At 39.4% G+C, this 22809-nt stretch carries 15 protein-coding genes; 6 read left to right on the top strand and 9 right to left on the bottom strand.

The window, feature by feature from the left end; translation table 11 throughout:
- Nucleotides 1–222: 222 nt before the first annotated feature.
- On the top strand, nucleotides 223–3033 hold the full coding sequence (locus HII17_RS10915) for a bifunctional aconitate hydratase 2/2-methylisocitrate dehydratase (protein ID WP_169075398.1): 2811 nt from the start codon (nucleotides 223–225) through the stop codon (nucleotides 3031–3033).
- A gap of 101 nt (nucleotides 3034–3134) precedes the next feature.
- On the opposite strand, the gene HII17_RS10910 is transcribed toward HII17_RS10915, so the two are convergent.
- The 9 genes from HII17_RS10910 to ampD all read right to left on the bottom strand — a co-directional run bounded on the left by HII17_RS10910 (nucleotide 3135) and on the right by ampD (nucleotide 17719).
- On the bottom strand, nucleotides 3135–3479 hold the full coding sequence (locus tag HII17_RS10910) for a hypothetical protein (protein WP_169075397.1): 345 nt from the start codon (nucleotides 3477–3479) through the stop codon (nucleotides 3135–3137).
- 102 nt (nucleotides 3480–3581) lie between these two features.
- A complete protein-coding gene (locus HII17_RS10905; protein ID WP_169075396.1) occupies nucleotides 3582–5486 on the bottom strand; it encodes an alpha/beta hydrolase family protein in 1905 nt (634 codons plus the stop codon).
- Nucleotides 5487–5545: 59 nt separating this feature from the next.
- On the bottom strand, nucleotides 5546–8800 hold the full coding sequence (locus tag HII17_RS10900; protein ID WP_328824525.1) for a TonB-dependent receptor: 3255 nt from the start codon (nucleotides 8798–8800) through the stop codon (nucleotides 5546–5548).
- Nucleotides 8801–9170: 370 nt separating this feature from the next.
- Nucleotides 9171–10601: a dihydrolipoyl dehydrogenase gene (lpdA, locus tag HII17_RS10895; protein ID WP_169075395.1), complete on the bottom strand. Its 1431-nt coding sequence runs from the start codon at nucleotides 10599–10601 to the stop codon at nucleotides 9171–9173.
- A 193-nt stretch (nucleotides 10602–10794) separates the two neighbouring features.
- The gene (aceF, locus tag HII17_RS10890; protein WP_169075394.1) at nucleotides 10795–12459 is read right to left on the bottom strand and encodes a dihydrolipoyllysine-residue acetyltransferase; all 1665 of its coding nucleotides are present in this window, start codon (nucleotides 12457–12459) and stop codon (nucleotides 10795–10797) included.
- 23 nt (nucleotides 12460–12482) lie between these two features.
- Nucleotides 12483–15161 carry a pyruvate dehydrogenase (acetyl-transferring), homodimeric type gene (gene aceE, locus HII17_RS10885; protein WP_169075393.1) on the bottom strand — a complete coding sequence of 893 codons (2679 nt, stop codon included), beginning with the start codon at nucleotides 15159–15161 and terminating at the stop codon, nucleotides 12483–12485.
- 92 nt (nucleotides 15162–15253) lie between these two features.
- The gene (gene pdhR, locus HII17_RS10880; RefSeq protein ID WP_169075392.1) at nucleotides 15254–16021 is read right to left on the bottom strand and encodes a pyruvate dehydrogenase complex transcriptional repressor PdhR; all 768 of its coding nucleotides are present in this window, start codon (nucleotides 16019–16021) and stop codon (nucleotides 15254–15256) included.
- A 258-nt stretch (nucleotides 16022–16279) separates the two neighbouring features.
- Nucleotides 16280–17122 carry a beta-lactamase regulator AmpE gene (ampE, locus tag HII17_RS10875; protein ID WP_169075391.1) on the bottom strand — a complete coding sequence of 281 codons (843 nt, stop codon included), beginning with the start codon at nucleotides 17120–17122 and terminating at the stop codon, nucleotides 16280–16282.
- Between the two features lie 48 nt (nucleotides 17123–17170).
- A complete protein-coding gene (gene ampD, locus HII17_RS10870; protein ID WP_169075608.1) occupies nucleotides 17171–17719 on the bottom strand; it encodes a 1,6-anhydro-N-acetylmuramyl-L-alanine amidase AmpD in 549 nt (182 codons plus the stop codon).
- 74 nt (nucleotides 17720–17793) lie between these two features.
- Here ampD and HII17_RS10865 point away from each other — a divergent pair, with 74 nt between their 5' ends.
- The 5 genes from HII17_RS10865 (at nucleotide 17794) to HII17_RS10845 (ending at nucleotide 22801) form a co-directional block, all read left to right on the top strand.
- The gene (locus tag HII17_RS10865) at nucleotides 17794–18312 is read left to right on the top strand and encodes a retropepsin-like aspartic protease family protein (RefSeq protein WP_169075390.1); all 519 of its coding nucleotides are present in this window, start codon (nucleotides 17794–17796) and stop codon (nucleotides 18310–18312) included.
- Between the two features lie 45 nt (nucleotides 18313–18357).
- Nucleotides 18358–19254, top strand: coding sequence for a carboxylating nicotinate-nucleotide diphosphorylase (gene nadC / locus HII17_RS10860; protein WP_169075389.1), 897 nt, complete (start codon nucleotides 18358–18360; stop codon nucleotides 19252–19254).
- 210 nt (nucleotides 19255–19464) lie between these two features.
- On the top strand, nucleotides 19465–19878 hold the full coding sequence (locus HII17_RS10855; protein WP_169075388.1) for a pilin: 414 nt from the start codon (nucleotides 19465–19467) through the stop codon (nucleotides 19876–19878).
- 150 nt (nucleotides 19879–20028) lie between these two features.
- Nucleotides 20029–21936, top strand: coding sequence for a hypothetical protein (locus HII17_RS10850; protein WP_169075387.1), 1908 nt, complete (start codon nucleotides 20029–20031; stop codon nucleotides 21934–21936).
- 4 nt (nucleotides 21937–21940) lie between these two features.
- Nucleotides 21941–22801, top strand: coding sequence for a glycosyltransferase family 2 protein (locus tag HII17_RS10845; protein ID WP_169075386.1), 861 nt, complete (start codon nucleotides 21941–21943; stop codon nucleotides 22799–22801).
- Nucleotides 22802–22809: the final 8 nt, after the last annotated feature.

Below are 22809 nucleotides of genomic sequence, written 5' to 3'. Positions count from 1 at the left end.
CTTGGTCCTAAGTAACAAACTTATGATTATTTTTACTTGATTTTTCAATCTATAGCGTACTGACATAACCAATATAATCCAAATTTCTACCACCCATAACTCACATGAATAGCGCTTATTTAAGCAAATGATTACTCGCGACCAAAAAATAAGGTAAAATGTGCGCCAAATTCTATCCTGCTAATATTTCTATTAGCATTTTGAAGTTAAAGTGAGTGTAAAATGGGCCTTTATACAGATTATATCGCGGAAATTGAAAGCCGTAAGCAGGAGCTAGGTTTAGCTCCAAAACCAATTGATAGCGCAGAGTTGTTATCTGAAATTATCGAGCAGATTAAAGATGCTGGAAATGCGCATCGTGAAGATTCATTAAACTTCTTCATCTATAATACGTTACCGGGTACTACAAGTGCTGCTGGCGTAAAGGCGAAATTCTTAAAAGAAATCATTTTAGGTCAAGAAACTGTAGCTGAAATCTCGGTAGAGTTTGCCTTTGAATTACTTTCTCACATGAAAGGTGGTCCTTCAATTGAAGTGCTACTTGACCTTGCACTAAGTGACGACGCCTCGGTTTCAGCGCCAGCCGCCGACGTGTTAAAAACACAAGTATTCTTATATGATGCGGACACTGCTCGTTTAGCTGATGCCTACAAAGCAGGTAACGCAGTTGCTAAAGACATTTTAGCAAGTTATGCAAATGCAGAATTCTTTACGAAATTACCTGAAGTTTCGGAAAAAGTTGAAGTTGTAACATACGTTGCAGGCATCGGTGATATCTCTACTGATTTACTTTCTCCGGGCCACCAATCGCATTCACGTGCCGACCGCGAATTACACGGCCAATGTATGATCACGCCAGAAGCGCAGCAAGAGATCGTTGCACTTCAAGAACAGCATCCTGGCAAAAAAGTCATGTTAGTTGCTGAGAAAGGTACTATGGGTGTTGGTTCATCTCGTATGTCTGGTGTTAATAACGTAGCACTTTGGGCGGGTGAAAAAGCTTCTCCTTACGTTCCATTCATAAACATCGCACCTGTTGTTGCTGGTACTAACGGTATTGCACCAATCTTCTTAACAACAGTAGATGTTACTGGTGGTATCGGTCTTGACCTTAAAAACTGGGTGAAGAAAGTTGATGCAAATGGCAATACTGTTACTGACGCAAATGGCGACCCAGTATTAGAAGAAGCATATTCTGTAGCAACAGGTACTGTGTTAACAATCGACACTAAAGCTAAGAAACTATTTAATGGCAGCGAAGAAGTAGCTGACGTTTCTTCTGCATTTACACCACAGAAACAAGAATTCATGAAGGCTGGTGGTTCTTACGCGGTTACTTTCGGTAAGAAATTACAAACATTTGCTGCTGAAACATTAGGTGTTGATGCACCTGTTGTATACGCAGCTGCTAAAGAAATTTCACACGAAGGCCAAGGCTTAACGGCAGTAGAGAAGATCTTCAACCGCAATGCAGTAGGCGTTTCATCTGACTCTCCTCTTCACGCTGGTTCTAACGTACGTGTTAAAGTGAACATTGTCGGTTCTCAAGATACTACTGGCCCTATGACATGTCAGGAATTAGAAGCAATGGCTGCTTCTACTATTTCTCCAATTGTTGACGGTGCTTTCCAATCAGGTTGTCACACAGCCTCTGTATGGGATAGCAAAGCAAAAGCTAATACGCCTAAATTGATGGCATTCATGAATGCATTCGGTGTTATCACAGCACGTGACCCGAAAGGCGTTTACCACTCAATGACTGACGTAATTCACAAGGTACTTAACGACATTACTGTTGACGACCGTGCAATTATCATCGGTGGTGACTCACATACGCGTATGTCTAAAGGTGTAGCATTCGGTGCCGATTCAGGTACGGTTGCAATCGCACTAGCAACTGGTGAGTCTGCAATGCCTATTCCAGAATCAGTAAAAGTTACCTTCAAAGGTAAAATGGCTGATCACATGGACTTCCGTGATATCGTTCATGCGACTCAAGCGCAAATGCTTAAGCAGTTCGAAGGTGAAAACGTATTCCAAGGCCGCGTAATCGAAGTACATATTGGTACGTTATTAGCAGACCAAGCGTTCACATTCACTGATTGGTCAGCAGAAATGAAAGCGAAAGCGTCTGTTTGTATTTCAAACAACGAAACATTAATTGAGTCTATTGAACTTGCCAAGTCTCGTATCCAAATCATGATCGACAAAGGTATGGATAACGAAGCAGCAACATTAGCTGGCTTAATCAAGCTAGCTGATGAGCGTATCGCTGGCATCAAATCAGGTGAAACGCCAGCATTAGCACCAGATGAAAACGCTAAGTACTACGCTGAAGTTGTGGTTGATTTAGATACAATCGTTGAACCAATGATTGCAGACCCTGACGTAAACAACGAAGACGTATCTAAGCGTTACACGCATGACGTAATTCGCCCTGTTTCATTCTATAACGAACGTCCAGTTGATTTAGGTTTCGTTGGTTCTTGTATGGTTCACAAAGGCGACATGCAAATTATCGCGCAAATGTTCCGTAACCTTGAAAAGCAAAACGGTTCTATCGAATTTAACGCTCCATTAGTAGTTGCGCCACCAACATACAACATCGTTGATGAACTAAAAGCTGAAGGTGACTGGGATATCTTAGCTAAGTACTCAGGTTTCGTATTCGATGACGCCAACCCGAAAGGTGAAGCACGTAAGACTTACGAAAACATCTTATACCTAGAGCGCCCAGGTTGTAACTTATGTATGGGTAACCAAGAAAAAGCTGAACCAGGCGACACAGTAATCGCTACTTCAACTCGTCTTTTCCAAGGTCGTGTCGTAGCAGACAGTGCTGAGAAGAAAGGTGAGTCTTTACTAGGTTCAACACCATTAGTAGTACTTTCTAGTATCCTAGGTCGCTTCCCAACAATGGATGAGTACACAGCAGCTGTTGAAGGTATCGACTTAACACGTTTCGCTCCACCAACAGAAGCAATGACGACTCCGGCATCTGCAGTAGCAGTTAAGATTGCTGATCCTAGCTAAGCAACTCTTTCCTTAAAATACACAAAAAGGGCTACTATTCAGTAGCCCTTTTTTATTTAGTATAACCGGTAATTTAAAAAATATTGCTAAAAAACTACAACTTACGGACAAGTAATTTTTACTTTTAAGGAAGGAAAAATGTAGTTTGGGTTAAACTTTCGATCATCATAGCCTTCTACACCTTCTAAATAGCGAATGCTAAAGCCAAGTGAACCACAAATCTTCTTAGCCTTTCTGGTCGCAAAAAGATTCATACGGTCAAATTTAACGCCACCTAATCTAGCCACTTCCATCTGATAACTCTTGCCATCTAACTTCGTTAATTTAAATTGCACTCTATGGTCTAAATCAGTTTCAAAATTGCTTTCTGTCGCGTTAGCCTGAGCACAAATTTGAACGCTTGTAGAAAGTAATACCGATAAACCCAAAACAGACAACAACTTCATGAAAACTTCCTTACTTATGATGATTGGTTGCTATATACAGTTTATGACTAACCTAATAAAAAGCCAGCATTTAAGCTGGCTTTTTTTCATTAAATCAAATTGTTAAAGCTGACACTTATTCTCTAGCCAATCCAACATAGCTGAATAAAATTCAGTTTTGTGATCATAGAACAATGTATCGGAGAAATGGTCCGCATCATTAAGTTCTACATATTTGTAGTCTTTATTATATTTTTCAAGTAAATCTACAAACTCACGACTGTGCTTAACTGGCACTCGAATATCAATGTCCCCATGAACAACTAGAATTGGAATATTCACTTTATCTACGTGTTTAATAGGGTTTAAGCCATCAATCGTTGGTTTTTGTAACTCTTTTAAGAAAATGCTCTCATTCAATGTCGCATTAATACGATTTAGGTCACTTACACCAGCACCAGCAATAGAGCATTGGTAAATGTTATTTTCACGCATAGACGCTACAAAACCAGCGTATCCGCCATAACTCCAACCAAATAAAGCTAACTTATCTTTTTTAGCTAACCCTTTATCTACAAGGTACATTGCAGCATCGTCCATGTCGTCCTGCATTGCTAAGCCCCAAAGTTTATCGCCCGCTTTCCAATGCTCTAAACCATAACCTTCCGAACCGCGGTACTGTGGTTGAATAACAATATAACCATGATGGGCTAACACTTGTGTCCACTCGTCGTAAATGTTCACATCACGTGCCCAAGGACCACCATGCGGTAAAACGACAGCTGAAAAAGGAGGGTTGCCTTTTGGAATAGTTACGTAAGCTTTAGTTTTTCTTCCGTCACGCGTTTTATAGGTTACGTACTTAACTGGCGATAAGTTTTCTGCTGTTAAGCGAGGGTTACGCTCACCAATTTTTTCTAGTTTTTGTTTGTCACGAAGTAAATAGTAAGTACCCGGATCTTGACCAGATTGAGTAAAGATGACCAACATATTGTCATCATCAGAACGACTTGCTATTCGGACAAACTTCCCGGCAAATAATGGGGTGATAGAGTCGTAAAGCGCTTGTTCATTTTCGTCTACATAGAAAGTTTTAGGCTGTTTCGTAGTATAGCTATAGCCTAATAACTTACCCCATTTATTAGTAACTATACCGCCAGCATCGACACCTTTTAACCCGAATAATCTTTCTGAGTAAGTGCCCGTTTCCAGGTCATATAGATAAATACCTGTTTTATCTTCACCTAGGTTAGCATTAACATAGACTTGATTTGGCTTTTCATCTGAGAAACCAAGAAATGAAAAGTTTTCGCGTTTCTTTGGTGAGTTTTGATAAATAGTAATCCATTCATCATCACCTTTTTTACGAGCAAACAAATCAATGGTATCGTCTGAAGTGTTCCAGCCTGAGGCTGCACGAATTTCACCATCTTTATCCGCGACAAAATCACCTTGTATTTTGCTGTTTCCTCGAAGAATAGTTGTAGTTCTACCACTATTGATATTCATGCGCACAACATCTGGCGTTCTATTGTTATTCACATCAGCTTCAATAAGCACGTAATCTTTTTCATCTGGCAACAAACTTACCAAACTGAAGTTCAAGTTCTTTTTCTTTCTAAACGGCACTAACCATTTACCTTTGCCATCAGCATCAGTAATAGCAATTTTATTTACCCAATAGCTTTTACTACCGTCTCGTAGAATTTGTCTAAACTGGACTAAAATTTTGTCTTCATTTAACCAAGAAATCCCCGACACTAACATCTTATTAGCACCTAATCGCACGGGCTTTTCTTTTAAATTATCTAAATTAGTAATTTCAATAATGTAATCACCATTGTTCGAACTTGCGCGGACAATAGCTAACTTTTTACCATCAGGTGATACAGAAACATTACGTATAACTGGCAATGCGGCAAATGCATCCAATGGCACCGTATCCGCACCTGTTTGTGCAAAACTGGTTGGCGCTAATGTCAATAACATTATTGAAATTGCTGTTAAGGCGACAATTACTTTTTTCATTTTCTATCCTATTAAAAAATGGCCTCAAATGAGGCCATTATTATTTGCACTAACTCTGTTTAGAATGATGCTGTAAAGTTAATGTAAGGCATACGACCAAACGAGTCATAACCAACACCTAACGGAATGTTAGTGTTAGAGAATGAACCATTTGGATCTACTTTTGGTGGCGCTTCGTTAAATACGTTACGAACACCAACAGCTACACGCCAGTCATCTTGTGTATAAGTAATAGAAGCATTATGCAAAATGTAATCATCTGTATAAGCTACTTCACGACACAATACTGGGTCTGTTTGTGCGGCATCTTTCCATAAACCGTCACAAGCTACGCCGTCGTAGAATTCATTTTCTTCTGGATCGCTTAACCAATCCTCTTCACCTTTACCGATAAACTGTGTATACCAGTTAAAGCGGAAGTCGTCATATTTCACAGAAAGCTGTGCAGATGCACGCCATTCTGGGAACTCTGGCTCGCCTTTATTATCATCAACTGTACCTAGTACATCTTCAACAGCTTCTGTCATGCGAGTTGCTTTTAGATCTAAAGATACATCTAAGTTGTGCTCACCAATTAAGAAATCTTTTTGGAAGTATACGTTGTAGTCCATACCTTTAGAGGTAAATAGACCAACGTTAATGAATTTGCCATCAACCTCAGAGATTTGGCCATTCTCATCACGAATTAAACGGTCACAGAATGCATCATTTCCGTCTGCTGAATAACACTGATCAATCGAGTATGCTGGAGAAGGCTCAGCAATAGAGTTAGTAACTTCGATATCGAAACGTGTAATCGAGAATGTTAACTCAAACTCTTCAGAGAATGGTTGTTCGAAAACAAAACCAAATGTTTTAGCTTTAGATTTTTCTTCAACTAACGCTAAAGAACCACCACTAACTACTTCGGCGCTTGTGCTCGAATTAAACTTCTCAGTACCGTCTTGACCAAGACCTAGTTTAGTAGGATCTACACCATCTGCATTACAAGCTGCAAGTACACCGGTAGAACGGTCATCTCCTGCCGCATTATATGTATCTGGTGCGCTTGGATCTAACGCATCAGACTCACGAGCATCACTTGGTACAACACATGGATCGGTTACGCTTCTAAAGCCAGTAGTACCTGCTAAGAAACGCTCACGTAAGTTAGGTGCACGGTATGAAGTACCTTGCGTACCACGTAAAGTGAACCATTCTACAGGGCGGTATACTGCTTTTAAGCTGTATGTGCTAGCTGCATCATAGTAACTTTCTTTCGAAATACGACCAGAAGCGGTAACTGTAAGCTCTTCTACCCACTCACGACCACTCACTAGTGGGAATTCCATTTCAGTAAAGGCTTCTTTTAAGTTACGAGAACCATTTGCACCTTTATCTGAGAACCAACCCCACAGTAAACCATCAGTCGCTACGTCATTGTTATTTGATTCAATTTCATCACGACGGAATTCAGCACCAAAGATACCGCTAACTACATTGTCATTCCAAGGAAGTGTAAATAAATCACCACCAACGAAACCGTTAATTACTAACTGAGAAACTTCAGTTTTAGCAACACGGTCTGTCATTAAGTAATCATACTCTTCAGTAGTTAATGTACCACCACCTGTTTGATATATGTTATCAGCAAATAAATTTACCGGTACACAACCATCTGAGCCGTCACCACAAGTCACAGAACCATCGTCATTTAATACTGAAGTATTTAAAGAATGCACTAAACGGCTTTCATTAATACCTCGAGTCACATAATCACCACTTGATGCGCTATATGAAATATATGCATCGTAGTACCAGTTTTCTAAACCGTAATCAGCAAGAGAACTTAAATCAGCTGTAATACCAGAAACGATACGGTATTGAGATACATCAACTTTATGAGTATCGCGATCACCGCGAATATTAATAATAGGCTCTACTGCTAAAGGACCAGCATTACCAAAACCTAGTACGCCAAAACAGTCAATACCATTTAAGCCATTTGGATTACACGGGTTAAACGGGTTGGTTTCAGGTACATACTCAAACATTTGAGCGCCAGGAGAGAACTGATCTGAGTTACGCTCTGCGTACATGGCATCAAAGTAAACTTTTGTGTCATCTACATCTTGGAAGTTGTATTCACCATTAGCAACAACAGATAAACGCTTGTTCTTACCTAAGTAGTCACCCGATTTGTAGTAATCAGATTGTTGGAAAGCATAGCGTGGGTCTTGGAAGTCAAAATCTCTAAAGCCATCACCGTCGCCATCAGGGAACGCAATGTCATTAATTCCATCACCATTTGAATCACCTTCGATCCAAGTTGGTAACAATCCTGCGTATTGGAATGGTACTGTAGACTCACTCCATCCTGGAATACCAGTATTGGTGAAACCTGGTGTATTATAAACACTGCCCCAGAAACCGTTATAAATAAACATACGGTTAGTTAATGGGAAAATATCACAAGAATCTTCACCGTTTACCGTTGGACCAATGCCACCGTAACGTTTAATAATGTCGCCGTCTTCGGTTTCGAAAATACGCTCTTCACAGCCTTTAACAAAAGAGTTTTGCGCTAACGATTGTGATTTACGATCATAGTATTCAGCACCAACTGAAATGAAACCATTATCTGTTGTTTTGCCCCACATACCAGATAGTACGGTTTCTTCACCGCCACCACCTTTCGGGCTGTTGTATGAACCTTGTAATTCAAAACCTTCTACGTCTTGACGTAAAATAACGTTAGCAACACCAGCTACCGCATCAGAACCGTAAACAGTAGAAGCACCATCATACAAGTTTTCTACACGGTCAATCATTACCGCAGGAATTAAGTTTAGATCTGGTGAAGTTGGCGCGCCACCAACACCTGCAGGTGCCATACGCTTGCCATTAACAAGTACTAATGTACGCTCAGCACCTAAACCACGGAAACCGATAGTTGCAGAGCCTGGGCCATTGTCTAGTACGAAGCCACCAAATGAGTTATCAATTTGGCTACCGGCAGCTTGGTTAGTGCTTTGCAACATTTCTGTTGCATCGAATAAACCAAGTTCACGAGAGATATCACCACTAATTACTTGAACTGGTGATGCGGTAGCAAACTCTGAACGACGAATACGAGAGCCCGTTACAACGATACGCTCTTCGTCTTCCTCTTCAAGCAATACGCCGCCTTCTTCGCTTGCTTGTTCTGCAGTTTGCTTTTCAATTGCAGCTACAGCGTTTGCTTCAGCAGCTAGCGCTTGTGCACTCATGCCACCTACAACACCCGCTAAAAGCGCAACCTTAATGCTTTTAGATAATATATTGAGATTTTTCACAGAATTTCCCTGAACTAATTTTTTATAAGTATTTTTTGCTATTCAAATTTAACGTCGCCAATCCTGTGCAACATTTGATAACAATTTAAACATCCCGTTAACATAGTTTTAACACAAATACATTAGATTGTATAACTTTTGTAAAGGTAACTTATAAAATAATCAAAATTCTCGAATCTCATCATCCGAAGTAATGCATTTTGCCTTTGCGTTCAGGTGAATATTAAGTTACTAAGTTTTGTTGGAATCATATATATGGTGCGTGTTGTAGGAATTTAGGAAACAAAAAAACCAGCATTAAATGCTGGCTTTTATTATTTTTAAGCTTTCGCTGATTTAGCGATAGTTTAATCAGTTAAACGGTAAGAAATTATTTTTTCTTTTTCACTGCTTTTGCATTAGGTAAATCAGTGATTGAGCCTTCAAAAATTTCAGCCGCTAAACCGATTGACTCATTCAACGTTGGGTGAGCATGAATAGTTAAGCCAACATCTTCTGCATCCGCGCCCATTTCAACTGCTAAACAAATTTCACCTAGCATTTCACCAGCATTAATACCAACAATAGCACCACCTAGTACACGACCGGTTTCTTTTTCGAAGATCATCTTCGTTTTACCTTCAGTACGTGCTGATGCGATTGCTCGGCCTGACGCTGCCCAAGGGAAATTAGCAACTTCAATGTTTAAACCTTGCTCTTTTGCTTCACGCTCAGTAACACCAACCCATGCCATTTCAGGATCTGTATAAGCAATTGAAGGGATACAGCGAGGATCAAATTCATGTTTCTTACCAGAGATAACTTCTGCAGCAACGTGAGCTTCGTGAACCGCCTTATGAGCAAGCATTGGCTGACCAACTACATCACCAATAGCGAAAATATGAGGCACGTTTGTGCGTAGCTCTTTAGATACGTTAATAAAGCCACGCTCATCAACATTAACACCAGCCTTGTCAGCTGCAACTAAGTGACCATTTGGTTTACGGCCAACCGCAACTAAAATTTTGTCGTAACGAACTTGGCCTTCTGGCGCATTCTTACCTTCAAATGTTACATATAAGCCATCGTCTTTTGCATCAACGGCAACAACTTTAGTAGACAACATCATGTTGAACTTCTTCTTGTTGTATTTAGTGTAAATTTGAACAATGTCTTTATCGGCAGCAGGTACTAATTGGTCAGCAAACTCAACTACAGAAACATTTGAACCCAATGCATTATAAACAGTACCCATTTCTAGGCCGATGATACCGCCACCAAGTACTAACATTTCTTCTGGTACATCTTTAAGTTCTAATGCGCCAGTTGAATCTATAACGCGAGGATCATCATTTGGAATAAATGGTAAATCAATTACTGATGAACCTGCAGCAATGATAGCATTATCAAAAGTAATGGTAGTTTTGCCATCTGCACCTTCAACTTCGATAGATTTATCAGAAGTAAATTTACCATAGCCAGTTACCGTTTTTACTTTACGAGCTTTAGACATACCGCCTAAACCACCAGTTAACTGACCAATTACGCTTTCTTTCCAGCTACGGATTTTATCCAAATCAATTTCAGGCTTACCGAAAGTAACACCGTGAGATGCCATTTCAGCCGCATCATCAATCACTTTAGCAACGTGAAGTAATGCTTTAGAAGGAATACAGCCTACGTTTAAACATACGCCGCCTAGTGTTTCACGGCTTTCTACCAATACTACATCTAGACCAAGATCTGCAGCACGGAATGCTGCTGAATAACCACCTGGGCCTGCCCCTAAAACTACTACCTGAGTCTTAATTTCGTTGCTCATGCTAACCTCAAATTAACGTGTGTAATTTTGCTAATTTAACCTAATGCTAAGCTAGCAAAGTTGATTCTATTTTTTCTGGCTCGAAGTTTACTTAAACTTCAAGTAAATCGCTATCTTTTGTAGAAGATATTGTCGGCAAATTTAAAAACTTTTAAGTGGGCTTTTAAGTTGCCGACGTCTTTTTAGTGTTTAACTACAGAATTAGTTTACGTAAGTCTGATAACACTTGTGCTAAATGCACGGTAAAGCGTGCAGCCAATGCACCATCAATTACACGATGATCGTACGACATCGATAATGGCAACATTAAGCGAGGCTCAAAGTCTTTACCGTTCCATTTCGGCTTCATTTCTGATTTTGATACACCTAAAATGCCTACTTCAGGCGAATTAACGATAGGCGTAAATGCCGTACCACCAATACCACCTAAACTCGATATGGTAAAACAACCACCCTGCATATCAGTCGCTTTTAACTTGCCGTCTCTTGCCTTCTTGCTGATTTCCAATAGCTCTTTTGACAGTTCATAAATGCCTTTCTTATCGACATCTCTCACCACTGGAACGACTAAACCATTTGGCGTATCAACAGCTACACCTACGTGGATATATTTCTTCAGTATTAAGCTTTCGCCATCTTCGCTTAAACTAGAGTTAAACACTGGATAGGTTCGAAGTGCATCTGCAACAGCTTTCATAATGAAAACAAGTGGCGTGATTTTAAAACCAAGCTTTTGTTTTTCAGCGATAACATTTTGCTCTTTTCTGAACGCTTCTAAGTCAGTGATATCTGCTTCATCAAATTGAGTAACATGAGGAATAGTCACCCAGCTTCTATGTAAGAATGGACCAGATATTTTCTGAATACGTGTAAGTTCTTTAGTTTCAATTTCACCAAATTTTGAGAAATCGATAGATTTACCCGCTACGACTTGTAAGCCACCTTCGCCAGATGCAACAGAGCTGCCTGCATTTGCTTTAGGGCGAGACAATTCATATTTAACGTAAGACTGAACATCTTCTTTTAGTACACGACCCTTACGACCCGAACCTTTAACCAAGGTTAAATCTACACCAAATTCACGTGCTAAACGTCGAATAGATGGTGATGAATAAACTTTACCTACCGCCTTGAAATCTCCAGCATGCGGATGATGCGGAACAGGCGCTGCTTTTGCTACAGGCACTTGGCTTGCAACTGGCGCTTCAGGTGCAGGAGCTGCAACTGGCGCTGCAGGTTGCTCAATTGCCGCTGGTGCACCACTATTGGTTTCTAGCTTGATAACTAACGAGCCTTGGCCAACTTTATCACCGACAGCTACGAGTACTTCTTTAACAATACCGGCATGTGACGAAGGTACGTCCATGGTCGCTTTATCAGTTTCTAAGGTGATTAGCCCATCTTCTTCGGCGATTTCATCACCGACAGAAACTAGCACATCGATGACATCTACTTGGCCATCATCACCAATATCAGGCACGATAACATCAACCACTTCACTACCGCCTGCAGCAGGAGCTGACGCCGGTGTTTCAACTGGAGCAGATATCTCTACTGATGGTGGAGTTTCTGCTTTTGGCGCTTCTTCCGGTGCTGCAGCTGAATCTGTAGTTTCACCCTGAGCTTGTCGAAGGGTACCAATCACATCGCCTTCTTTAATTTTGTCACCAACGTTAACATCAAGTGATACTAATTCACCTGCCATTGGTGCTGGAATATCCATTGACGCTTTATCAGTTTCAACGGTAACGATTCCTTCATCTGCTTCTAACGTGTCACCCACTGAGAAACAAATTTCAATCACTTCAACTTCATCACCACCAACATCTGGGACTAGAATTTGTTGAATATCAGACATATTAAATTCTCCTAAATCCCAAATTACGCGTAAAGCGGGTTAAGTTTGTCAGTATCAATATCAAAGCGCTTAATTGCTTCTGCTACAACACTCTTGTCCACTTCACCGCGGTTTGCTAATTCATAAAGTGATGCAACAACGATATATGAGGCATTCACTTCAAAATGGCGACGTAAGTTTGCCCGGCTATCACTTCGACCGAAACCGTCAGTACCTAAGCAACGGAAGTCAGTATCAATAAATGCACGTACTTGATCCGAGTAGTTCTTCACGTAGTCAGTAGCCGAAATTGCTGGACCAGCTTCTTTAGTAATAACTTGACCGATATACGGCACTTTCGCTTCTAACTCTGGGTTTAGCATGTTTTGACGAATAACTTCCTGACCTTCACGAGCCAATTCATTAAATGAAGTTACTGAGTAAACATCACTAGATACGCCATAATCATTTGCTAAAATTTGAGCGGCTTCACGTACTTGCAATAAAATTGTACCTGAACCCATCAATTGCACATTTGCTTTAGCCGATTTTGGCTCGACACGCTCAAGCTTATAAATACCTTTGATAATTTGATCTTCGATATCTTTATCACTTGGCATAGCTGGGTGCTGATAATTTTCATTCATCAATGTGATGTAGTAGAAAATATTTTCATTTTCTTCATACATACGGCGTAAACCTTCACGCACAATAACCGCCACTTCGTATCCATAAGTTGGATCGTACGTTAAACAGTTAGGGATAAGGTTAGCCTGAACATGAGAATGACCATCTTGATGCTGCAGACCTTCACCGTTAAGCGTTGTACGACCTGCCGTTGCACCAAGTAAAAATCCTCTCGCTTGGCTATCACCAGCTGCCCACGCTAAATCACCAACACGTTGGAACCCGAACATTGAGTAGTAGATATAAAATGGAATAGTCGTCGCATTACAAGTTGAATAAGATGTACCTGAAGCTACCCATGACGCCATTGCGCCTAGTTCGTTGATACCTTCTTGCAATACTTGGCCTTTCTTATCTTCACGATAGTAAGCCACTTGATCAGCATCTTGTGGTACGTATTTTTGCCCTTCATGTGCATAAATACCTACTTGGCGGAATAAACCTTCCATACCAAAGGTACGCGCTTCATCTGGAATAATTGGTACGATTCGTTTGCCAATTTTCTTATCTTTTAAAAGTGCATTAAGTACACGTACAAAGGTCATTGTTGATGATACTTCACGATCACCTGAGCCTTTAGTAATCGCATCAAACACTTTCATTGATGGTATTTCTAATTCGTCTTGAGATTGTTCACGACGGGCAGGTAAAGAACCACCAAGTGATTCACGACGCGCACGCATGTATTGCATTTCTGGACTGTCGTCATCAAAACGGAAGAAAGGTAACTCTTCTAACTGGTCGTCAGCAATTGGCATGTTGAAACGGTCGCGGTATTGCTTGATCGATTCAATATCCATTTTCTTAACGTTATGAGCAACGTTTTGCGCTTCACCAGACTGACCTAAACCAAAACCTTTAACTGTTTTAGCTAAGATTACAGTTGGACGACCTTTAGTATTTTTCGCTCGATCATATGCTGCATAAACTTTAACTGGATCATGACCACCACGGTTTAAGCGCCATACATCTTCGTCTGACATATTAGCAACCATTGCCGCTGTTTCAGGGTATTTTCCAAACCAATTTTCACGAGTATATTTACCGCCTTTGGCTTTACAGTTTTGATATTCACCGTCTACAGTTTCATTCATCAACTGTAAAAGCTTGCCAGACGTATCACGAGAAATCAGTGGATCCCAGTATGAACCCCAGATAACTTTTAATACTTCCCAACCAGCGCCACGGAAGGTACCTTCTAGTTCTTGGATTATTTTACCGTTACCACGCACTGGGCCATCGAGACGCTGAAGGTTACAGTTAATGATAAAACATAAGTTATCTAAACCTTCACGAGCAGCTAAACCAATAGCACCTAATGATTCTGGCTCGTCACACTCACCGTCCCCTAAGAACGCATAAACACGTTGGCCGGAACAATCCTTAATGCCACGGTCAGTTAAATATTTTAAGAAACGAGCAGTATAAATAGCTTGAAGTGGACCTAAGCCCATAGAAACCGTTGGGAACTGCCAAAAGTCTTGCATTAAGTGCGGATGAGGGTACGAAGATAAACCGTTGCCATCAACTTCTTGACGGAAATTGTCCATTTGCTCTTCGGTTAAACGACCTTCTAAGAACGCGCGACCATAGATACCTGGAGAGATGTGACCTTGGGCAAAAATAAAGTCACCACCGTTTTCAGGGCCAGCAGCTTTAAAGAAGTGGTTGAAACCAACATCATATAACATAGCACTAGAGGCGAATGAACCGATATGTCCACCCAGTTCTAAGTCTTTCTTAGAAGCACGAAGTACAAGTGCCATTGCATTCCAACGAATTGCGGCACGAATACGTGCTTCAATCGTCTGGTCTGCTGGCATATGTGGCTCTTGCCCTGGTGGTATTGTGTTTACGTAAGCAGTAGTTGCTTCAAATGGTAAATGCGTACCACCGCGACGGGCACGTTCAATCAATTTTTCTAAGATGAAATGAGCACGCTCTGGACCTTCATTATCCAAAACTGCTTCTAACGATTCTAGCCACTCTTGAGTTTCTGCAGAATCTACATCAAAGTGATTTGGGAGCTCAGACATAATTTTACTTAGTCTCCGTATTGTTATGTGTTTAAATCTCTTAAAGATAGTTAAAAATTAACTATCTGCTTATATTCTTTATAAATTTTCAATTAGTACCGTTGCATGCGGCGCATAGAACGTTCCATACGGCTGCGTTCATCAGTTAAATTCAATAGGACTTCTTCAATTAATGCTAAGTGTCGATGGCTTGCTCCCCAAGCTTTTTGAGGCTGCCCGCTGACAATCGCATTCATTAGCTGCGTGCGATATTCAGAGATCTTTGAAAAGATATCAGGTCGCTGTGCTAATACTGTTAAGTTTTGTTCAATGTTGTCGATAATTAAACTCGACATACTGCGTGCTAAGTGCAACATGATGGCATTGTGAGATGCTCCGCAAATTGCGATATAGAACTCAAATACCGCTTCAGCTTCAGCGCGGTAATTATTTTCTATTTGTACATTGCCGATATTTTCATGCTTAAGTTTAATCTGCTCAAAATCCGCTTCCGTTCCTCGCATTGCTGCGTAATATGCAGACATCCCTTCCATGCCATAACGAAACTCTAATAAGTCAAATTGCGATTCATGATTATTCGACATCAGGTCGAATAGAGGATCTGAAAGACCACTCAGTAAGTTTTCCGTGACAAACGTACCGCCACCTTGCTTACGAGTAACAAGGCCTTTTGCTTCTAACTTCTGAATCGCTTCTCTTAATGAAGGGCGTGAAACTTCAAACTGTGTAGCTAGCTCACGTTCAGGAGGCAATTTTTGGCCAGGCACTAAACTCCCTTCAACGATCATTTGCTCCAGTTGAGACAAAATCACATCGGATAATTTGGGCTGTTTCGCTCTAACGCTCTTTATTGCAACCATGTATTGGTGAGTTACCTTCTATATTTTTACAGTTTAAAGTTCATTATTGAGCTTTAAATAGACTCTTGTAACTTTTTGGTAAATTGGTCTTACCATTGTGTTTTCTGCGCATTAACTTAACAAAGATTGTGCTATGTGTAAATTAATTTAGTTGATAGTTAGGATTTTTCCAGTGACATTAAAAAGGCCAGTACCGCAATAATACTGGCCTAAGAAGTCTTTTTACTTACTGGTCTGAACAGATTGTGGATGTTTAGGTTATAGCAAAATACCAGACAGAGTTAACATTGCCACGGTCGCTAAAAATAGCAACACGTTGCGCTTTGCAAGTCTTACTAATAAACAAGGCTCTGCTGTACAGTCGTCTTTATCAACCATAATATCTTCTGATTTTTGAGCGACATCAATTAATACGCATTGAGGCTTTTTATGAAATTCAAATATATTTTCCAGCCAAACAGGTAGTGCCTTAGAGAAATGGCCGACGACCATAAACCCAAACGAAGCAATTCGAACAGGTAACCAATCTGCCCAATAAAGAATTTGTCCATATACAGGTGTAATTGCAGGGCTATCAGGCTCTTCCTGTTTAATAATTTTTTGCTGCTCATCGAGGCTACATAGTAAGCGATAAAATACGGCCCCAGCAGCGCCAAATACAACGAAGTACATCATGACGGCTATATAATAGCGGTAATTCAACCAAATTAACGTTTGTCCAAAGCCATAATCTGGCAGGTTTTTGTCGGTTAATAATTGTTGGTAATGCAAATCACAAGTTGTATTTTCACCTTGATAAGCCGCTTTAAGATAGCACTTGTAAGTATCTCGCGTTTTTACACAACCAAAACAGATGATTAATAATCCAGTAGAGACGATAAGATCTAAAACACTGTCTTGAATTAAATGCAGAACAATTAATGTAATCGTTACAGGCACCGCTAACAATAATATAGGGTAAAGCGTGCCTTTAATTTTATTGTGGAAGTCTTGATGCTTAGCAAATTGCATATAATGTGAGAACGCGTAATTAAATTGCCAAAAAGGTGATGACAATTTTTTCTCAGCGGCAAGTGAGATAAGTAAGCTTATCAATCCCATAACAGTTCCTGTGCTAGTCGTGCTTTTACGTGTGAATTAACGTTTTAGTCAATCATTTAAAAGTGAATGAAAATAAGGCCAATCAAATGCTTCTCCAGGGTCGGTTTTGCGCCCTGGTGCAATATCACAATGGCCAACGATATTATTATGGCTAATAAGTGGATAAGATTCTTGCAGTTTTTTCACTAAGCTGACCAGTTGCAGATATTGTTGCGGAGTATAAGGCAATATATCGGTGCCTTCTAATTCGATCCCTATCGAAAAGTCATTACATCGTTCACGTCCGTTAAAGGCCGAAACACCGGCATGCCAGGCTTTATTGTCAAACGATACATATTGAATGATTTGTCCATCGCGCCTTATTAAGCAATGCGCGGAAACTTCCAGTTGATATATTTCTTCAAAAAATGGATCGGCGTTTTTATCAAGTTTCCCTAAGAATAAATCGGTGATAAATGATCCGCCGAATTTACCGGGTGGCAATGAAATATTATGTACAACCAGTAAATCGATTTTCTCACCTAGTTCCCTAGGAGTAAAATGTGACGTTTTATGGTGCTCTATGTTTTCCAACCAACCATTTTTTATTGTGAGCATTTGTGACATTTGCAGCTATTTATTTATAAATTACGTATCATAATACCTAGACATAGTTATTTATCCTATAGCGTATGACAGAAAGTAATAGTACTAACCAACTAGGTAAAGGGTTTATTTGGATAGCCTGGATATTAGCCATCGCATTATTGGTATTTGTATTTCAAGACGCGTTAGATAGCCAATGGAATCCTAACCAACAACCAGAATCAGCACTTTCAGCGCAAGGAAAGGCGAGCGTTACGTTAAATCAAAATAGACGTGGGCACTATATTACGAGCGGTACCATTAATGACTCGCCAGTCGTGTTCTTACTCGACACTGGCGCGACACAAGTCTCGATTCCGGCACATATTGCCGAACAACTTCAATTAGAAAGTTATGGTCAATACCCTGTTCAAACTGCAAATGGCACCGTTACCGTTTATCGCACTAAGATAGACTCGCTATCTATCGGCAATTTATACCTATACAATGTCGACGCTCATATTAACCCTGGCATGCAAAGCAATGAAATTCTGTTAGGCATGAGCGCATTAAAAAAGGTAGAATTTCGCCAAACTGGAAATCAACTTGTATTACAACAACGTTAGTTTCAACATTATTAATTATTACCATTATAAAGAGAATACAAATCAATGTTACCGCAAGCACTTTTGAACGATATTAAATCTACCGTTTCCTGGGCTCTAAAAGAAGACTTAGGCTTTAATAGTGATCAAGCAGTGTGTGCAACGAGTGATGTAACGGCGATGCTTATTCCAATTGAAAATAAAGCAGTCGCCACAATTATTTGTCGCGATGAAAGTATTGTCTGTGGAATTGCTTGGGTAAATGAAGTATTCGAGCAACTCGATGAAACGCAACACGATAAAACCAATATCACTTGGTTTGTTAATGACGGTGAAAAGGTTAAAGCCAATACCGTTTTATGTGAATTAAGTGGTAACGCGAGAACATTACTAACCGGTGAACGTACCGCCCTGAATTTTTTACAAACCCTTTCCGGCACTGCAACGCTCACCGCGAGTTATGTAAAAGAATTAGAAGGTGGGAAAACAAAACTGTTAGATACACGTAAAACGTTACCTGGTTTAAGAAGCGCACAAAAATACGCGGTAAAATGCGGTGGTGGCAACAACCATCGTATTGGTTTATTCGATGCTTACCTTATCAAAGAGAATCATATTGCTGCATGCGGTGGTATTGATAAAGCCGTAGCAACGGCTAGACAAAATCAGCCAGAAATAAAAGTAGAAGTTGAAGTAGAAAATATGGATGAGCTTAATCAAGCCTTGAACGCTGGCGCTGATATCATCATGTTAGACAATTTCACCACGGCGATGATTGAACAAGCCGTTCACATTACCGAAACCCATAACCAAGCAAATACTAAACAAGCAAAGCTTGAAGTTTCAGGCAATATGACAATAGAAACATTGAAAGAATATACCAAAGCCGGCGTTGACTATATTTCTTCAGGCGCCTTAACCAAACACGTCAATGCTATTGATCTATCAATGCGCTTTTCTTAACAACAAAACTCATAAAAAAGTACATAAATCCAGCAAATAAGTCCTACTTTGCTAATAAAATGTTGCTAAGCTGGTTAATTTTTTGTTAAAAAACAAATGATTTTGCAAAAAATCACCATAAAACGAAAAAAAACAGTTACAATATTTTACATACGCAATATTTTATTGCAGTATGTGCCTAGCCCCCGTAATAAAGATGGAAATATTATTATGAACAAAGTTCAAAAAGGTTTTACTTTAATTGAATTAATGATCGTTGTTGCGATCATCGGTATTTTAGCAGCAGTTGCATTGCCTGCTTATCAAACATATACAGAAAAAGCACGATACTCTGAAGTCGTATTAGCAGTATCTTCAGTTAAAGGTGCAATTGATGTTTGTTACCAAACACGTGGTAATCGTGACATCGACAACTGTGACTCTTATGCTGAAATTGGCGCTGTACAAGCACAAGTTGAAGCAGGTGAAAATGTTGATTCCGTAGCTGTTGGCGCTAATGGCGTAATTACAGGTACGGGTGTTGATGGAAGTGCGTCTACTTACATTTTAACACCAACAATCGCTACTGTTGGAATTACAGAGTGGGTTCAAACAGGCACATGTATAGCAAACGGTGTTTGTTAATATTACCTAGATATTGAAAAAGCCGCACTAGCGGCTTTTTTTATACTTAAAAAACTTCTTCCTTAATTATTAGTAAGCCGCTATTTCTAGATTACCGTAATTTTAATCTAATTATTTTTGAACTACTAATATTCTATAGAGCCCAATTACATGATTCAAAAACGTAACATGCAATTTATTTATCTTGCATCAGTAGCTGTTGTTATATTTGCTATTTACTCGCTAGGTATCGATGCATCGTTTTATTATGATGATTACAGACCAATTGGTGCTTTAGTTAATGTTACAGATGTGACATCTGCAATTACCTACGTTTTTTCGGAAACTTCAGGGCCTCTTGGACGCCCAATTTCAATGCTGTCCTTCTTACCTCATGTCAACGATTGGCCGAATAATAGTCAAGCATTCTTTTTAGGTAATATTATTATCCATTTAGTATGCGGTGGACTAATTTATATTATCGCTTACTTAACTATCAAGCTTAGCGCAGTTTCTCCCCCTAAAGTTGAGCAATATCCTTTTAAAATAGCATTAGCATGTGCAGTCTTCTGGCTTGTATTACCAATTAATGCCGCTACCGTTTTCATTGCTATTCAACGCATGGCTCAGTTAACTACAATGTTTATGTTGCTTGGGATAGCATTATATCTATGGGGGCTTGTTAAGCAAAGTCGTGCTTATGAACAAGAAAGCAGTAATCAACTATATATAAGCATAGTTTGGCAAGTCGCAGGCGTATTATTAGGCTCTCTCTTAGCAATCTTCAGTAAAGAAAATGGTGCTCTATTGCCCATTTTTATTTTAGTTATGGAAATTACAATTTTAAAGCATTGCAGAGGAATTCATCAATTTAGAAAACATCGAATTTTGCTAGGAATTGTTGCTCTTATACTTATTTCTATTACACTTATTATTTCAGTAATAAAAACAGGTAATTACCCTTTAGGAAGGGAGTTTACAACAGTTGAGCGTTTAATGACTCAGCCTCAAGTTTTATTAGATTATCTGCTCTTGTCTTTTATACCGAGTATTGACGCTATAAATCCATTTCATGATAACTACTCCGAAGCTACCAGTTTTTTTAATTTTTATACTGCAATAGCTACATTTATTTTGATAAGCCTTTTTACGGCAGCTATACATTATCGAGGTAAAGTACCTTTGTTTAGCTTTGCGGTATTATGGTTTTTAACTGCGCACCTTATTGAATCAACCATTATTCCACTTGAACTATTTTTTTTACATCGTAATTATATTGCTCTAGTAGGCCCTTGTATTGCCATTGTTTTTGCAATATCAAAATATGAACATAAACGAGCGATTTATTGTGCTTTTATTGCATATATCATCCTACTAGCTTGTGCCCTTGCCATGACAGCAAATACGTGGGGAAATAAAGAACTTGCCGCAGAACGTTGGTTTATAGAACAAGGCTCATCTGAAAGAGCTTCAGAGCACCTATCTGTAATGCTTTTTAATCAACAGAAATACGCCGAAAGCTTCAATGTTGCCAACTATCAAGCACAGAAATGCACAAACTGTTTAAATGCTAAATTACAATCTGCAATTTCGGCCTGTTTTTTAAATGACAAGCTTAATATCAATAATATTCTTCTAGATGTTAAGACTCGTTTACCTGAAGTAGTGAAAGTAAAAGGGCTTTCGGGCAAACTTGCAACATTGGCAAAATTAAAAAATGACGGTGTATGTCCAAGCATAAATACTTCGTTATTGTATGAAATAAATAAGATGTTATTTCAAAACAAGCCGTTGTTAATTAGAAACGACCTTGTGCTGCTGCAAAATATGTACAATATATCAGTATCAAATAATGACTATGTCAATGCTGAGTTATATATTAAAAAAGCTTGGCAATTAACAACAGATCCTGCTATTGCATATGAGATGTTAGAGGTATTTAAGAAATTAGCTAAGCAGGAGGAGGCCGAATATTTAATAACGTCTGTTTGCAACTCTTCTGATTTATTTAAGTACCCGAAAATGTCACAGTTGGAATATTGCACAAGATTCAAAGCTAAATATAAAGAAAGCAATTAACTTAATGAAAGCAAATAAAATATCGGTTGTTATTCCAGCCAAAAATGAAAGCCTTTCCATAGCTAATACTATAGAACAAATTTACGCAGAAAATATACCCGGACTATTAGAAGTCATTGTTGTGAATGATGGCTCAAATGACGACACAAAAGTAGTTGCAAAAAATGCAGGAGCAACGGTAATCAGTCATCCTTATAGCAAGGGCAATGGTGCTGCAATTAAGACGGGGGCAAGGCAGGCTAAAGGAGATATTATCATATTCTTAGATGGTGATGGTCAGCATAAACCTGAAGATATACCTTCTTTACTTAAAAAGTTGAACGATGGCTATGACATGGTCGTTGGCGCTAGACAAAAAGGCTCTCAGGCTTCAATAGGTCGCAGCCTAGCCAATAAATTTTATAATGGTTTAGCTAGTTATATGACAGGTCATAAAGTAGAAGATTTAACTTCTGGATTTAGAGCTGTTAATGCTAATAAGTTTAGAGAGTTCTTATACCTTTATCCAAATGGTTTTTCTTATCCTACAACTTCTACAATGGCCTTTTTCAGAGCAGGCTACTCGGTAAGTTACCACCCCATCAATGCGAATCAACGTGAGGGTGAAAGCCACATAAGCCCTATAAAAGATGGCATTAGATTTTTACTCATTATTTTCAAAATAGGCACTTTATATTCACCACTGAAAATGTTTTTACCTATCTCAGGTTCAGTATTTCTGACCGGTTGCTGTTACTATTTATATACTTTTATAACAATGGGCAGGTTTACAAATATGAGTGCGCTGATGTTCACTACTGCCCTTACAATATTTATGGTTGGTTTAGTTTCAGAGCAAATAACCAATTTGATGTATAAAGACTAGTCACACAC

This window comes from Thalassotalea algicola (assembly GCF_012932965.1).
Lineage (GTDB): Bacteria > Pseudomonadota > Gammaproteobacteria > Enterobacterales > Alteromonadaceae > Thalassotalea_F > Thalassotalea_F algicola.
The sequence above is the reverse complement of the archived record's forward strand: the minus strand, read 5'-3'. Positions and strand labels throughout refer to the sequence as shown.

Coding starts and splice junctions, on each gene's coding strand:
- HII17_RS10850 (WP_169075387.1), top strand. CDS start 20,029: ATGATTCAAAAACGTAACATGCAATTTATTTATCTTGCATCAGTAGCT.
- ampE (WP_169075391.1), bottom strand. CDS start 17,122: ATGGGATTGATAAGCTTACTTATCTCACTTGCCGCTGAGAAAAAATTG.
- aceF (WP_169075394.1), bottom strand. CDS start 12,459: ATGTCTGATATTCAACAAATTCTAGTCCCAGATGTTGGTGGTGATGAA.
- lpdA (WP_169075395.1), bottom strand. CDS start 10,601: ATGAGCAACGAAATTAAGACTCAGGTAGTAGTTTTAGGGGCAGGCCCA.
- HII17_RS10910 (WP_169075397.1), bottom strand. CDS start 3,479: ATGAAGTTGTTGTCTGTTTTGGGTTTATCGGTATTACTTTCTACAAGC.
- HII17_RS10845 (WP_169075386.1), top strand. CDS start 21,941: ATGAAAGCAAATAAAATATCGGTTGTTATTCCAGCCAAAAATGAAAGC.
- aceE (WP_169075393.1), bottom strand. CDS start 15,161: ATGTCTGAGCTCCCAAATCACTTTGATGTAGATTCTGCAGAAACTCAA.
- HII17_RS10865 (WP_169075390.1), top strand. CDS start 17,794: ATGACAGAAAGTAATAGTACTAACCAACTAGGTAAAGGGTTTATTTGG.
- HII17_RS10915 (WP_169075398.1), top strand. CDS start 223: ATGGGCCTTTATACAGATTATATCGCGGAAATTGAAAGCCGTAAGCAG.
- HII17_RS10905 (WP_169075396.1), bottom strand. CDS start 5,486: ATGAAAAAAGTAATTGTCGCCTTAACAGCAATTTCAATAATGTTATTG.
- pdhR (WP_169075392.1), bottom strand. CDS start 16,021: ATGGTTGCAATAAAGAGCGTTAGAGCGAAACAGCCCAAATTATCCGAT.
- ampD (WP_169075608.1), bottom strand. CDS start 17,719: ATGCTCACAATAAAAAATGGTTGGTTGGAAAACATAGAGCACCATAAA.
- nadC (WP_169075389.1), top strand. CDS start 18,358: ATGTTACCGCAAGCACTTTTGAACGATATTAAATCTACCGTTTCCTGG.
- HII17_RS10855 (WP_169075388.1), top strand. CDS start 19,465: ATGAACAAAGTTCAAAAAGGTTTTACTTTAATTGAATTAATGATCGTT.